The 13,854-nt window shown below is 75.5% G+C and carries 11 protein-coding genes and 1 pseudogene; 5 read left to right on the top strand and 7 right to left on the bottom strand.

The features are described from left to right. Positions 1-118: 118 nt before the first annotated feature. The gene (locus ABZ117_RS17465; RefSeq protein ID WP_356821628.1) at positions 119-850 is read right to left on the bottom strand and encodes an SseB family protein; all 732 of its coding nucleotides are present in this window, start codon (positions 848-850) and stop codon (positions 119-121) included. A gap of 141 nt (positions 851-991) precedes the next feature. Between ABZ117_RS17465 and ABZ117_RS17470 the strand changes: the two are divergent. Continuing rightward, positions 992-1,949: pseudogene (locus tag ABZ117_RS17470) on the top strand (serine hydrolase). On the opposite strand, the gene mycP reads toward ABZ117_RS17470, so the two are convergent. Together mycP and ABZ117_RS17480 are read right to left on the bottom strand one after the other, a co-directional pair. Beyond that, complete coding sequence (mycP, locus tag ABZ117_RS17475; RefSeq protein WP_356821629.1) at positions 1,936-3,108, bottom strand: type VII secretion-associated serine protease mycosin; 1,173 nt, start codon at positions 3,106-3,108, stop codon at positions 1,936-1,938. The pseudogene ABZ117_RS17470 and the gene mycP sit on opposite strands and share 14 nt — an antisense overlap. Next, positions 3,105-3,902, bottom strand: coding sequence for a hypothetical protein (locus ABZ117_RS17480; RefSeq protein ID WP_356821630.1), 798 nt, complete (start codon positions 3,900-3,902; stop codon positions 3,105-3,107). Before ABZ117_RS17480 ends, mycP begins: the two co-directional genes overlap by 4 nt. 331 nt (positions 3,903-4,233) lie before the next feature. Between ABZ117_RS17480 and ABZ117_RS17485 the strand changes: the two genes are divergently transcribed. After that, positions 4,234-4,359, top strand: a complete 126-nt coding sequence (locus tag ABZ117_RS17485; RefSeq protein ID WP_356821632.1) for a hypothetical protein — start codon at positions 4,234-4,236, stop codon at positions 4,357-4,359. A gap of 1,621 nt (positions 4,360-5,980) precedes the next feature. Next, positions 5,981-7,183, top strand: a complete 1,203-nt coding sequence (locus ABZ117_RS17490) for an amino acid deaminase/aldolase (RefSeq protein ID WP_356821633.1) — start codon at positions 5,981-5,983, stop codon at positions 7,181-7,183. A gap of 7 nt (positions 7,184-7,190) precedes the next feature. Here ABZ117_RS17490 and ABZ117_RS17495 read toward each other — a convergent pair whose 3' ends face one another. The 4 genes from ABZ117_RS17495 to ABZ117_RS17510 all read right to left on the bottom strand — a co-directional run bounded on the left by ABZ117_RS17495 (position 7,191) and on the right by ABZ117_RS17510 (position 12,192). Next, entirely contained in the window at positions 7,191-8,426 is a 1,236-nt protein-coding gene (locus ABZ117_RS17495) for a haloacid dehalogenase-like hydrolase (RefSeq protein ID WP_356821635.1), read from the bottom strand. A 25-nt stretch (positions 8,427-8,451) separates the two neighbouring features. Beyond that, positions 8,452-9,243 carry a 3-oxoacyl-ACP reductase gene (locus ABZ117_RS17500; protein WP_356821636.1) on the bottom strand — a complete coding sequence of 264 codons (792 nt, stop codon included), beginning with the start codon at positions 9,241-9,243 and terminating at the stop codon, positions 8,452-8,454. Next, positions 9,240-10,595, bottom strand: coding sequence for an aldehyde dehydrogenase family protein (locus ABZ117_RS17505; protein WP_356821966.1), 1,356 nt, complete (start codon positions 10,593-10,595; stop codon positions 9,240-9,242). The genes ABZ117_RS17500 and ABZ117_RS17505 overlap by 4 nt, the downstream gene beginning before the upstream one ends. Positions 10,596-10,833: 238 nt before the next feature. Next, positions 10,834-12,192 (bottom strand): glutamine synthetase family protein, encoded by a 1,359-nt coding sequence (locus ABZ117_RS17510; protein WP_356821638.1) that lies wholly within the window; start codon positions 12,190-12,192, stop codon positions 10,834-10,836. 94 nt (positions 12,193-12,286) lie between these two features. Between ABZ117_RS17510 and ABZ117_RS17515 the strand changes: the two genes are divergently transcribed. Continuing rightward, entirely contained in the window at positions 12,287-13,039 is a 753-nt protein-coding gene (locus ABZ117_RS17515; protein WP_356821640.1) for an FCD domain-containing protein, read from the top strand. A gap of 76 nt (positions 13,040-13,115) precedes the next feature. After that, complete coding sequence (locus ABZ117_RS17520; RefSeq protein WP_356821642.1) at positions 13,116-13,805, top strand: gamma-glutamyl-gamma-aminobutyrate hydrolase family protein; 690 nt, start codon at positions 13,116-13,118, stop codon at positions 13,803-13,805. Positions 13,806-13,854: the final 49 nt, after the last annotated feature.

Below are 13,854 nucleotides of genomic sequence, written 5' to 3' on the forward strand. Positions count from 1 at the left end.
CGAACCCATTCGGCATTGGTCAGATCACCCCGCCCCATGCAGGGCACAACGAGCAAAGGATCCGACAGTCACATGATCCGCCGGACAGAACCTAGTCCGTCCGCTCGACGGCACACGTTCATCCGCGCACGTACAGGGGCTCGCCCGGCGGCGTGGTCCCGGCCGGCAGCAGTGCCAGGTCGAGGCCGCGTACCAGGCGGGCCCGCAGTGTCTCGTCGGCCGCCAGGCGTTCGGCGACCGCCCGGGCGGCCTCGGCGGGCACAACCGCCGGGTCGAGGACGAGCGCGAGGATGCCGTCGGCCCGCCCGGGGCCGAGGTGGGCGCGGAGCACGGCGGGTTCCGCCGCCACCGCCGTACGGACTGCCTCGACGACCGCGGGGTCGGCGAGCGGGTCGATGCTGGTGCGGCCCTCGGCGAGGGCGAGCAGCGCCGGGCCGGTCAGCTCGAACGGCACCGGCCCGGCGAGGTCCAGCACGACCGTGTCGGCCTTCTCGTGCGCGGCGGCCTGAAGCGCCTGGTGCAGGGGTACGGCGACCGGGCGGGCCCCGGGGTCCCAGCGGGCCAGGGAGTCGGTGGAGGTGAAGGCGGGCAGCGCGGTGCGGTCGCCGGCCTTCAGCGTGGGGACGGCCATGTCGCTGGTCTTCTCGCGGCGCAGCCCGTTCTCGTCCTCCTCCACCTCGCCGAGCACGGCGACGACGGGGACGAGCAGGCGGGCGCCCTTGAGCGCCTCCAGGACGGGCCCGAGGGCGCCGCGGTCCTCGGCCCAGGCGGCGAGGGCGGCGCTCAGCCGGGGGTCGGCGGAGCCGTCGTCGCCGGAGAAGCCGGGGTCGGGGATGTTCTTGTTCGCCACGGTCACCGACCCTATCGGGGGGAGGCCGCCGGCCGGCCGCGGGGCCGGAGGCACGCCGTCCACAGGAATCCCGGCATTCCCTGACGTGACCCTCAGCCCGGCCCCAGGGGGCGCACAGCCCGCGCCCCGAGCATCGCGGGCATGGAATCCTCCCGAGCCCGCCGTCGCCGCCGAGGGCGCCCGTCCCGGCGCCGTCCCCTCCTGTGTGCCGCGCTCGCCGTCGTCGCCGTGGGCGGGGCCACCGCCGGCGGCACGGTCTGCGTGCGGGAGCGGGCGCGCTCGGGGAACGCGGCCGTATCGTCGGCGGCGACGCTCCCGGCCTCCCCCCTCCGCCGGGGCGGGCGAGGAGGCGTCGGTGGAACCCGTCACGGAACCCGCGGTGGACCGGGACGCGCTGCTGTCCAGGGCGATGGCGCGGGTGGCCGTGCCGTCCGGGGCGCGGGTGTCGGTGGCGGTGCTGGAGACGGACTCCGGCGGCAGCGCCGTGTACGGCGACGCGGCCTTCGACACCGCGAGCATCGTCAAGGTCGACATCCTGGCCGCGCTGCTGCTCCGGGCCCCGGACGCGGGGCGGGGGCTGACGGCGGCCGAGCGGGCGTACGCCGAGAAAATGATCGAGAACAGCGACAACGCGTCCGCGACGGCGCTGTGGCACACGATCGGGGGCGCGGCCGGCCTGGACGCGGCCAATGCACGCTTCGGCCTGAACGCGACCTCCGGCGGCGCGGACGGGCTGTGGGGGCTGACGCGGACGACGGCCGCGGACCAGCTCGTCCTGCTGCGGCAGGTGTTCGGGGAGGACTCCCGGCTGAGCGCGGCCTCCCGCGCGTATGTGCGGGGGCTGATGGAGTCGGTCCGGGCGGACCAGCGGTGGGGGGTGTCGGCCGCCGCCCGGGGCGGCTCCTCGGCGCTGAAGAACGGTTGGCTGCCGCGCGGCACGACGGGGCTGTGGGACGTGAACAGCGTCGGCCGGGTGACGGTGGACGGCACCGGCTATCTGGTGGCGGTGCTGTCGGACGGCACCCGGAGCCAGGCGGAGGGCATCGCGCTGGTGGAGGCGGCGGCGAAGGCGTCCGTCTCCGCGTTCACCGCCGGCTGAGCCGTCTCCTCCTGCCGCCCCGCCACAGCAGGACGCCCGCGACCAGCAGGACCCCGCCGGCGCCGCCCGCCAGCGGGCCCGCCCAGCCGGAGGCCGAGGAGGCGGTACCGGGGGCGTCGGGACCGGCACCGAAGTACCGCTCGCCGTACGACGCCGGGCGCAGGCGCTGCGGCTTCAGGCGGGCCGCCGACTCCAGGGCCGCCGCCGGGTCGATCGTCCCGAAGCCCCGGGAGTCGTCCCGGCCGCCCACCGGCGCGTCCCGCGCGGTGTCCTCCAGGAGCTTCTTGATCTGCGCCGGGGCCAGGGCGGGGTGGGCGGACCGGATGAGCGCCGCCGCGCCGGAGACGAACGCGGACGCGGCGCTCGTACCCCAGCCCTCGTAGTACTTGTGGTCGGGGTCGGCGATGATGACGTCGACCCCGGGCGCGCTGACCGCCGCGTACCAGCGGCGGGTGGAGAACGAGGCGCGGGTGCCGTAGCGGTCGACGGCGGTGGCCGCGATGACGCCCGGATAGGCGGCCGGGTAGGAGACGTGGTCGCCCTTGTCGCCGCCGTTGCCCGCGGACGCCACGACGACCACGCCCTTCTTCAGGGCGTACTGCACGGCCTCGTCCTCGCCGGGCTCCGGATGCGCGGAGTCGGAGTCGTCGCCGAGGGAGAGGTTGATGACGTCGGCGCCGTGGTCGGCGGCCCAGCGGATGCCGTCGGCGAGGGCGCTGCCACGCTCGGTACGGGCCTTGGCGCGGGCCGGGTCGCCGTCCTCCAGGATCACCCGCACGGGCAGGATCCTCGCCTCGGGGGCGACGCCCATCACGCCGTCGGCGTCGCCGGGACCGTGACCGTGCCCGGCGATGATCCCGGCCATGGCGGTGCCGTGCCGGGCCCACGTTCGGTCTCCGGGCCCGGCACCGAAACCGATCATGTCCTTGGCGGGCAGGACGTTTCCGGTGAGGTCCGGGTGATCGGCCTCGACGCCGGTGTCCAGGACGGCCACGGTGACACCCCGGCCCTTGGTGGTCTGCCAGGCCCGGTCCAGATGGAGGGCGGACAGGGCCCACTGCCGGTCGCGGATGCCGTCGGCGTGGGCGGTGGTGGCCGGCAGCAGGACGAGGGAGCCGGCGAGCAGCAGGCTCAGCGCCGCCGCGCGGATGTGCGTCATGCGGGCTTCTCCGAGGCTGTGCCGACGGTCTTGCGCAGGCGCCGTTCGATGCGGTCGGCCAGGCCCTGGGCCTCGTTGCCGAGGCCGGCCTGGGCCGGTGCCGTGGCCGCGCCGGAGCCGACGGCGTCCGCGGCGGGCTGGGGGGCGTCGACGGTACGGCCGTCGGCCCAGCCGGAGACGGCGTAGGCGACGACGGGGGCGTCGGTGAGGACGGAGATCGTCCAGGACGCGCGCTGACGGTCGCCGAACGCGGCGGCGGCCGTGCCCGGGGCGGCGTACGGCCGGGGCATCAGGTCGGCCCGCCGGTCCAGGTGCTCGGTGCGGAAGCGGGCGGCGAGCGCGGACATGGCGGCGGGGTCGGCCTCGGTGAACAGCAGGCCGACGGTGGTGACATGGGTCTGGGTGGCGTCGGTGTAGGTGGCGCGGACCAGCCGCCGGCAGCCGACGGGGGCGAGGACCTTGCCCAGCAGCGGGTCGAAGGCGTGGGCGCAGCCGCTGTCCGGGGCGACGGCGATCCGGGTCCAGGTGCGGTCGGCTCCACCGGGACCGGCGCCGGTGCCCTGGACGGTGGGCGGGAACAGCCCGTCCACGGGCACGCTGTGCCAGAGCGTGCCGGCGGCCGTGTACGCGTCGGCGGAGGCGTGGTCCGCGCCGTCCCCGGTGAGCCAACTCCCGGTGACGGCACCGCCGATGAGACCGAGACCGAGCACGAGGCAGGCGGCGGCAGCGGCGGTGCGCGGCCCGAGACGGCCGGGCGTCCGCTCGCCGAACGCCTCGGGCACCGCGAACGTCACGACGGGACGGGCGGCCGGGGCGGCACTCCAGGAGTGGGCCGGGTCGGGCGGGGAGCCCGCGGGGCGGGCGGAGGCGAGCGGACTCCAGGCACCGGGCACCGGCTCGGCGGACCCGGGCCGGACACGCTCACCACCGACACCGGCCGCCCCACCGACGCCGCCACGAGGTCCCCACGCGGTCCCGGCGCGCGTCGTCCCGTCGGACCGCCCTGACGCGGGGGGCGTGGCGGACCCGGAAGGCGCGGGAGGGGTGGGGGGTGCGGAGGGCACTGGGGGTGCGGAGGCGGGGCGCCGGGGTTGCGGGGGTGCGGAGGGGGGCGACGACGGCGAGGTGACCGAGGACGCCGGGCGGGGTGCGGAAGGGGTCGGCAACGGCGAAGACGCCGAGGACGCCGGGCGGATCGGGCGGAGCCGGGCCGTCGTCTCCGACGCGGCCTCCGCCGGGGCGCCGCCCTGACCTCTGGCCTCCCGGCCGGGGCGCGACCGGGCGGTCACACCGGAGGCCGTCTCCGGCGGGGCCTCCCCCGCGGCGACCGGGGCCGCCTGGGCTGCGGGGCGCTCCCTGTCTGCGGGGGCTGCCGGGCCGGCCGGGACCGTCGGCGTCGACGGGCCCGGCACTGCCACCGGGGCCGCGGGGCCTGCCGCCTTGGCCGGACGACCGGGCGACGCCGTCTGCACTGCGGGAGCCGCGGAGCCTGCCGGGGTCGCCTGCCCTGCCGGGGGGACCGGGCCTGCCGGGGTCGCCTGCCCTGCTGAGGCCGCCGGACTTGCCGGGGACGCCTGACCTGCCGGGGTCACTTGACCCGCCGGGGTTGCATGACCTGCCGGGGCCGCCTGACCTGTCGAGGCCGCGGGACCAGCCCAGGCCGCCTGACCCTCCGAGGCCGCGGGGCCTGCTGCGGTCGCCGAAGTCGCCTCACCTGCCATGTCCGCCTGACCTGCCGGCGTCACCGGACCTGCCGGGACCGCAGGGCCTGCCCAGGCCGCCGGACCGGCTGGGCCCACCGGACCCGCCGAGGTCGCCTGACCTGGCGAGGTCGCCGGACCTGCTGGAGTCGCCTGACCTGCCCAGGCCGCCGGACCGGCTGAGCCCACCGGACCCGCCGAACCCGCCGGGGCCACCGGACCCGCCGGGGTTGCCTGACCGACCGAAGTTGCCTGACCTGCCGAGGTCACCGGACCCGCCGGGGTCGCCTGACCTGGCCAGGCCGCCGGACTTGCCGGGGTTGCCTGGCCTGCCGAGGGCACCGGACCTGGCCGTGGCGGCCGGTCTGCCGAAACCCCCTGTACCGCCTGTTCCCCACGTACCCCCGAGGCCCCTTGTCCTCCCGAGGGCCTCTGGGCCGCCGGGGTCACCCGTCCTGCCAGGGGCTCCTGACCTGGCGAGGTCAGGGGGTTGGACCGGCTCACCGGGGTCGTCGCGTCCGTGCCTGCCGCCTGCGCGGGTCGGCCGGGGGGGCGGGACGGGCGGGGCGGGGCGGGGGTGCCGCGGTCAGGTTCGTGTCCGGGCTTCGGTGGGGCGTCGGGGAAGCGGGCCGAGGCGGGGGGCGGCGGCGGGCTCACGGGGTCGGCGACCTCGGGTACGGCCCGGCCGGGCCGTGGGCGCGGGGTGCGGGGGGTGAAGACCGAGGGTTCGTCGTCGGGGTCGTAGGGGTCGCCGGTGCGTGGCGCGGCCGCCGGGCGGGGCGGGGTGGAGCGGGCCGGCGGATGCTGGGTGCCGGGCGGGAGCGGCCCGGTGCCGGCGGGCTGTCCGGGCGGGGTCGACGGACGTCGCGGGACGGGAGCGTGCCGCGCTTCCGTGCTCATGCACTCCCCGTTTCCTCGTGCCCGGGCCGTTTGTCGTACGCGGGCCGTTGTGCTGCTCGGCCGCGCCCGGTACGGAAGCTCCCGTCGGGCACGCATACCCGTACGGCCGGACCGGCATCCCGGTTCAGACGGGTGTGCCGGGCGCGTCGCGCCGTACGTGCGCGTCACTCTACGGGTTGGCGGGGGCCGGGACGGAACCGGTGCGCGGGCCCGCGGCATCTGCCCGGAACGTCCCTCTACCCTGCGGTAATCCTGTCTGGCACTCTTCCGTCATGACTGCGCGCGCCGCTGACAGGGCCCGTTACGACCGGGCCACCGCCCATCTCGACGCCCCCCTCGCGATCGTGGACCTGGACGCGTTCGACGCCAACGCCACCGACCTGGTCCGCCGTGCCGGGGGCAAGCCCGTCCGCGTCGCCAGCAAGTCGGTACGCTGCCGGGCCCTGCTGGAACGGGTCCTGGCCCGGGACGGCTTCCAGGGCATCATGTCGTTCACCCTGGCGGAGTCGCTGTGGCTGGCGCGGTCGGGGTTCGAGGACATCCTGCTGGCCTATCCGTCGGCCGACCGGGCCGGGTTCGCGGAGCTGGCCGCCGATCCGAAGCCGGCCGGTGCCGTCACGGTGATGGTCGACGACCCGGCGCAGCTGGACCTCATCGACGCCGCCCGCGACGGCGGGCGCGAAGTGGTGCGCGTCTGCCTGGAGTTGGACACGTCGCTGCAACTGCTCGGCGGCCGGGTACGGGTGGGCGCCCGGCGCTCGCCCCTGCGCTCCCCCGCCCAACTCGCCGAGCTGGCACGCTCGGTGGCCCGGCGGCCGGGGTTCCGGCTGGTGGGGATCATGGCGTACGAGGGGCATGTCGCCGGGGTCGGGGACGCGGTGGCCGGGCGGCCGCTGCGCTCGCGGGCGATCCGGCTGATGCAGGCCGCCGCGCGGCGGGAGCTGGCCGAGCGGCGGGCCGCGGTCGTGCGGGCGGTGCGGGCCGTCGTGCCGGACCTGGAGTTCGTCAACGGCGGCGGCACGGGCAGCGTGCAGCACACGGCCGCCGAGGACGCGGTGACGGAGATCGCGGCCGGCTCGGGGCTGTACGTGCCGCGCCTGTTCGACAACTACACCTCGTTCAGGGGCCGTCCGGCCGCCCTCTTCGCCCTGCCGGTCGTACGGCGGCCCGGCGTGGGAGTCGTCACCGTGCTGGGCGGCGGCTATCCGGCCTCCGGCGCCGCCGGCCGCGACCGGCTGCCGGTGCCGTATCTGCCGGAGGGGCTGGCGTACGACCCGCAGGAGGGTCCCGGCGAGGTGCAGACCCCGCTGCTGGGCTCGCCCGCCGACGACCTGCTCGTCGGCGACAAGGTGTGGTTCCGGCACGCCAAGGCGGGTGAGCTGTGCGAGCGGTTCGACACGCTGCACCTGATCGAGGGGGGCGCGGTGACGGCGGCCGTGCCGACCTACCGCGGCGAGGGGCGGACGTTCCTGTGAGGGCCGGTCAGTAGACCGTGTCCAGCTGGTCCGGCACCACCGATCCGTCCGGGCGGCGGAGCGGTCCGTGCGTGCCGTCGGGCGCGGTGTACGCCGTGGTCGCGCAGGGGTAGGGGGCGGTCCGGCGTGGCAGCGGCGCGAGGAACATGGGGTTGACCAGCCAGCGGCCGTCCGCGTCGTCGTACGCCCGGCACATCAGCTCGGGTCTGTTGCGGTTGATCACGAGGTGGGCGCCGGTGGCGTCCCCGACGAAGGTGACGTCGGTGTCGGCGTCCCCGGCGGCGAGGGCGGGCCGCCGCTCGCGGGGCTGCCGTCGCCAGGCCCGCGCGCCCCGGACGCCGTACACCTCCTCGTCGAGCAGGCAGCGCTTGCCGTCGATGTACGGGATGACCGTGCCCCGGCCGTCCGGGACACCGCCGCAGCCCTCGGTGCGGGCGGTGATCCGGCCCCGGCGGTCGAGGACCGGGCGGATGGCGAGGGTGTGCGCGGCGTCGACGCCGACCGCGCGGGACCAGACCTCGGTGACGGGCTCGACGCCGGCCGAGACGACGTACACGCGGAAGCCGGCGCGGTGCAGGGTGGCGATCAGGGCGCGCTGCGGGTCGTAGTAGCGGACGTAGGCGGGGACCGTGTGGGTGCCGAGGACGCGGGTCGCGCCGACGGGGGCGGCCAGGGCCTCACGGCGGGCGGCGCGGGCGTAGGAGGCGAGGTCGGCGGGGGTGCGGCCGGCGAAGAGCGGGGACACCCAGGCGTACTGCGGGACGGTACGGCGGTGGTTCCAGTGACCGGCGAAGGCGGGGGCGCCGCTCATGGTGGTGCCGTTCTCGCGGATCTCCACGATCTCGTCCGTGCAGCGGGGCCGGGCCGAGGTCGGCAGGGACGCGCCCGCGCCGGTGCCGCAGGCGGCCGTGAGGGCTCGGTCGGCGGCGTCCGTCAGCCAGGCGCTGGTGTCCTTCCAGCGGGCCGGGCGGGGCAGGCGGTCGTGGCGCAGGGCCCAGGACAGGGTGGCGTCGGTGACGTCGTTCCTGGTGAGCGTGTTGTCCCAGTCGAAGGCGGCGACCGCTCCGGTGTGTCCCGAGCAGGTGCCGTAGGCGTCGATGACCTGTTGCAGGCGGGCGCGGTTGTGGCCGTACCAACTGCCGTGCAGGCGCGGGCAGTCGGCGGGGCGTGCCGTCGTCGGAGCGGTGGGCGCGGCCGCCAGGGCGGCGGCCGCTGCCAGGAGCCACGCGAGATGCTGTCGCATATGCGCGGACCGTACACCTTCGTCCCTACAGGGGCGTGACGTACGCGCCCGAGATGCCGCCGTCCACCAGGAAGTCGGAGGCGTTGACGAAGGAGGAGTCGTCGCTGGCCAGGAAGGCGACGGCGGCGGCGATCTCCTCCGCCTCGGCGAACCGGCCGGCCGGGATGTGCACCAGGCGGCGCGCGGCCCGCTCGGGGTCCTTGGCGAACAGCTCCTGGAGCAGCGGGGTGTTCACCGGTCCTGGGCACAGGGCGTTCACCCGGATGCCCTCGCGGGCGAACTGCACGCCCAGCTCACGGGACATGGCGAGGACGCCGCCCTTGGAGGCCGTGTAGGAGATCTGCGAGGTGGCCGCTCCCATCCGCGCCACGAAGGACGCCGTGTTGATGATGGAACCCTTGCCCTGGCGGCGCATGTAGGGCAGGGCTGCTTTGCAGCACAGGTAGACGGAGGTGAGGTTGACCTCCTGGACGCGTTTCCAGGCCTCCAGGCCGGTCTCCAGGATGGAGTCGTCGTCGGGCGGGGAGATACCGGCGTTGTTGAAGGCGATGTCGACGCTGCCGTACGTGTCGTACGCCGTCCGGAACAGCGTCTCGACCTGCTCGGGGTCGGTGACGTCGGTCTTCACGAAGAGCCCGCCGGTCTCCTCGGCGGCGGCCCTGCCCCGGGCCTCGTCCACGTCGGCGCAGACGACGTGGGCTCCCTCGGAGGCGAGCCGGCGGGCGGCGGCGAGGCCGATGCCGCTGCCGGCTCCGGTGACGACGGCGGTACGGCCGGCAAGGCGGCGGCAGACGGTGTCGGTGTGCTGAGCGGTCACTGTGCGGGGCCCTCCGTGCTGAGGAAGACGTTCTTGGTCTCGGTGAAGGCGGTCAGGGCGTCGGGGCCGAGTTCGCGGCCGAGGCCGGACTGTTTGAAGCCGCCGAACGGGGTCCAGTAGCGGACGCTGGAGTGGGAGTTGACGGACAGGTTGCCCGCGCGGACGGCCCGGGACAGGCGCAGGGCGCGGCCGAGGTCCCGGGTCCACAGGGACCCGGAGAGGCCGTAGGGGGTGTCGTTGGCGAGACGGACGGCGTCCTCCTCGTCGGTGAAGGGCAGCAGGACGGCGACGGGGCCGAAGATCTCCTCGCGGGCGGCCCGGCTGCCCGGCCGCTCGCCGGTGAGGACGGTCGGCGGGAACCAGAAGCCGGGGCCGTCGGGGGCGCTGCCGCGCAGCGCGGGGGCGTCCCCGGGGACGTAGGAGCGGACACGGTCGAGTTGCCGCCGGGAGATCAGCGGGCCCATCCCGGTCCGCTCGTCGGCGGGGTCGCCCACGACGACGGCGGCCAGCGCGCCGGCGAGGAGTTCGCGGGCCTCCTCGTACACCGTCTCCTGGACGAGGATGCGGGTGCGGGCGCAGCAGTCCTGGCCGGAGTTGTCCAGGAAGGAGAACGGGTCGAGGGCGGCTTCGAGGTCGGCGTCGGCGAAGACGACGTTGGGGCTCTTGCCGCCGAGTTCCAGGGTGACCGGTTTGACCAGGCGGGCGCAGCGCTCCATGACCTCGCGGCCGGTGCGGGTGGAGCCGGTGAACACGATCTTGGCGACGTCCGGGTGGTCCACCAGGGCGCGGCCGGCGGTGTGGCCGTGGCCGGGCAGCACCTGGAAGACGTGCTCGGGCAGGCCCGCCTCCAGGGCGAGCGCGGCGAGCCGGAGCGCGGTGAGCGGGGTGGTCTCGGCGGGCTTGAGGACGACCGCGTTGCCGGCGGCCAGGGCGGGGAAGGAAGCCCAGGCGGCGATCGGCATGGGGAAGTTCCAGGGGGCGATCACGCCGATCACGCCCAGGGGTTCCTGGAAGGTGACGTTCCAGCCGCCGGGGACGGGGATCTGCCGGCCGAGCAGGCGTTCGGCGCCGCCGGCCGCGTAGAGGAGCAGATCGCGGGCGTTGCCTGCCTCCCAGCGGGCGTTGCCGATGGTGTGGCCGGCCTCCCGGACCTCCAGCCGGGCGAGTTCCTCGGTGTGGGTGTCGACGACGTCGGCGAAACGGCGGAGCAGGCGGGCCCGGTCGGCGGGAGCGAGGGCGGCCCACCCGGCCTGGGCGCGGCCGGCCCGTACGACGGCGGCGTGCACGTCCTCGGCGGTGGCGGCGGGGACGGTGGCGACGACCTCCTCGGTCGCGGGGTTGAGGATCTCCAGCTCGTGCGGGTCGTGCGGACCGGACGACCCGCGGGGGCCGGACGACTGGTGAGAGCCGGACGACTCATGGGGGTCGGGCGACTCGTGGGGGTCGGACGACTCGTGGGGGTCGGACGACTCGTGGGGGTCGGACGACTCGTGGGGGTCGGACGACTCGTGGGGGTCGGACGACTCGTGGAAGTCGGGCACGTGAGGACCTTTCACAGGCGACGACGCGTGACTGGCGTGCGGGGGCGGCTCACAGGCGTTCGAAGGAGCGGCGCAGCTCCCAGTCGGTGACCGCGGCGTCGAAGGCCGCCAGTTCCACGCGCGCCATGTTGCGGTAGTGGGCGACGACCTCGTCACCGAAGGCGGCCCGGGCGATCGGGCTGTTCTCCCAGAGTTCGGCGGCCTCGCGCAGGGTGGTGGGAACCTGCGCGAAACCGGCGGTGTAGGCGTTGCCGGCGCAGGGTTCGGGGAGTTCCAGCTTCCGCTCGATGCCGTGCAGACCGGCCGCGACCAGCCCCGCGACGGCCAGGTGGGGGTTGACGTCACCGCCGGGCAGGCGGTTCTCGAAGCGCAGGGAACGGCCGTGGCCGACCACGCGCAGGGCACAGGTGCGGTTGTCGTGCCCCCAGGCGACGGCGGTGGGGGCGAAGGAGCCCGGCTGGAACCGCTTGTAGGAGTTGATGTTGGGCGCGTAGAGGAGCGAGAAGTCACGCAGGGCGGCGAGCTGTCCGGCGAGGAAGTACCGCATCACCTCGGACATCCCGTCGGGCCCGGCCATGGCGTTGTTGCCGTCGGCGTCCGCGAGCGAGAGGTGGATGTGGCAGGAGTTGCCCTCGCGCTCGTTGTACTTGGCCATGAAGGTGATCGACACCCCCTCCTGCGCGGCGATCTCCTTGGCGCCCGTCTTGTACAGGGCGTGCTGGTCGCAGGTGACGAGGGCCTCGTCGTAGCGGAAGACGATCTCGTGCTGGCCGGGGTTGCACTCGCCCTTGGCGGACTCCACGGTGAGGCCGGCGCCGGCCATGTCGTTGCGCAGGCGGCGCAGCAGGGGCTCGATGCGGCCGGTGCCGAGGATGGAGTAGTCGATGTTGTACTGGTTGGCCGGGGTCAGGCCGCGGTAACCGGCGTCCCAGGCCTGCTCGTAGCTGTCCCGGAAGACGATGAACTCCAGCTCGGTGCCCGCCTGCGCGGTGTAGCCGAGTTCCGCGAGCCGCTCCAGCTGGCGGCGCAAGATCTGCCGCGGGGCGGCGGCGACCGGGGAGCCGTCCTCCCAGGCGAGGTCCGCGAGGAGCAGGGCGGTGCCCGGGTGCCAGGGGACGCGGCGCAGGGTGGCCGGGTCGGGGCGCAGGGCGAAATCGCCGTAGCCGCGCTCCCAGGAGGACATCGCGTAGCCGTCGACGGTGTTCATCTCGGTGTCGACGGCGAGCAGGTAGTTGCAGCCCTCGGTGCCGTGGTGCAGGACCTCGTCGAGGAAGAAGCGGGCGGCGAACCGCTTGCCCTGGAGGCGCCCTTGCATGTCGGGGAAGGCCAGGACGACAGTGTCGATCTCACCGCCCGCGACGAGGGCGTGCAGTTCCTCGACGCTGAGCGGGGCTGTGCGGACTGCCACGGGAGAGCCTCCTTGGGCGCCATCGCGCTTTTCGGCCGGGCCGGGAACCATAAGGTATTGCTGAGAACCATTGCTTGGGAAGGGGGCACGGCGGGTGTCGCGGGAGACGGAACGGCAGGGGGCGCGTGCGCCCGGCACCGGCGACCGGCTCGCTCCGGTGCTGCGGCCGGTGCGGGCGGGCAACGGCTTCGAGGAGGCGCTGGAGCAGATCCTCCAGGTCGTCCGGCTCGGCCTGGTACCGGACGGCGGGCGGCTGCCGGCCGAGCGGGAGCTGGCCGGGCGGCTGGGCATCAGCCGGGTGACGCTGCGCGAGGTGCTGAAGGTGCTCCAGGAGCAGGGGCTGGTGGAGGCGCGGCGCGGGCGGTACGGCGGCACGTTCGTGCTGCCCCGCACGGACGCGGGCGGCGAGGACGAGCTGCGGCGGCGCGTCACCGGGACCGACATCGAGGACGTGCTGCGGTTCCGGGAGGTGCTGGAGGTGGGGGCCGCCGGGCTGTGCGCGGCGCACGGGCTGACCGGTGAGCAGGCGGACCGGCTGCGGGCGGCGCTGGACCGCACCCGCGACGCCCCGCTGGCGGACTACCGCCGGGCGGACACGCTCCTGCACCTGACCCTGGCCGAGCTGTGCGGATCCCCGTCGCTGACGGCGCAGTACGCGGCGGTCCGGGCCACGGTGAACGACCTGCTGGACTGCATCCCGCTGCTGGTACGCAACCTGGAGCACTCCCAGCGGCAGCACACCGCGCTGGTGGAGGCGGTGCTGGACGGGGACGCCGACGGGGCGCGGGAGATGACGCGGGAGCACTGCGCGGGAACGGCGGCGCTGCTGCGGGGGTTCCTGGCGTGAGCCGGTTGTGTGATGGTACGCGGATCGACCTTTGACGGGTGAGCGTCTGACGTCCCGGTGTCCGGGGAGGGCTGGCATGACCGTACGACCGCTGATCGGTGTGAGCACGTATCTGGAGGCCGGGGCCCGCTGGGGCGTCTGGGAGCTGGAGGCGGCACTGCTGCCGGCCGCGTATCCCCGGCTGGTGCAGCGGGCCGGGGGGCTGGCGGTGATGCTGCCGCCGGACACACCCGGGCGGGCACCGGCCGCGGTCGCCCGGCTCGACGGGCTGGTGATCGCGGGCGGCCCGGACGTCGACCCGTCGCGGTACGGCGCGGAGCGCTCGGCCCGTACGGGGCCGCCCGCGCCGGAGCGGGACGCCTGGGAGCTGGCCCTGATCGACGCGGCGCTGGCGGCGGGCGTGCCGGTGCTCGGCATCTGCCGGGGCATGCAGCTGCTGAACGTGGCCCTCGGCGGCACGCTGGTGCAGCACCTGGACGGGCACGCGGAACGGGTCGGCGTGTTCGGCGGGCACCCGGTGAAGCCGGTACCGGGGACGCTGTACGCCGGGATCGTCCCGGAGGAGCTGACCGTGCCGACGTACCACCATCAGGCGGTCGAGCGGCTCGGTGCCGGTCTCGTGCCGTCGGCCTACGCGGCGGACGGGACGGTGGAGGCCGTCGAACTGCCGGCGGAGGGGGGCCGCTGGGTGCTGGGGGTGCAGTGGCATCCGGAGATGGGCGAGGACCTGCGGGTGATGCGGGGGTTGGTGGGGGCGGCGTCGTGAGTGGGGTTGGTTTGCGGGGGCGGCGTCGTGAGTAGGGGCGGTTTGCGGG

It is taken from the genome of Streptomyces sp. NPDC006309 (assembly GCF_040613095.1).
Lineage (GTDB): Bacteria > Actinomycetota > Actinomycetes > Streptomycetales > Streptomycetaceae > Streptomyces.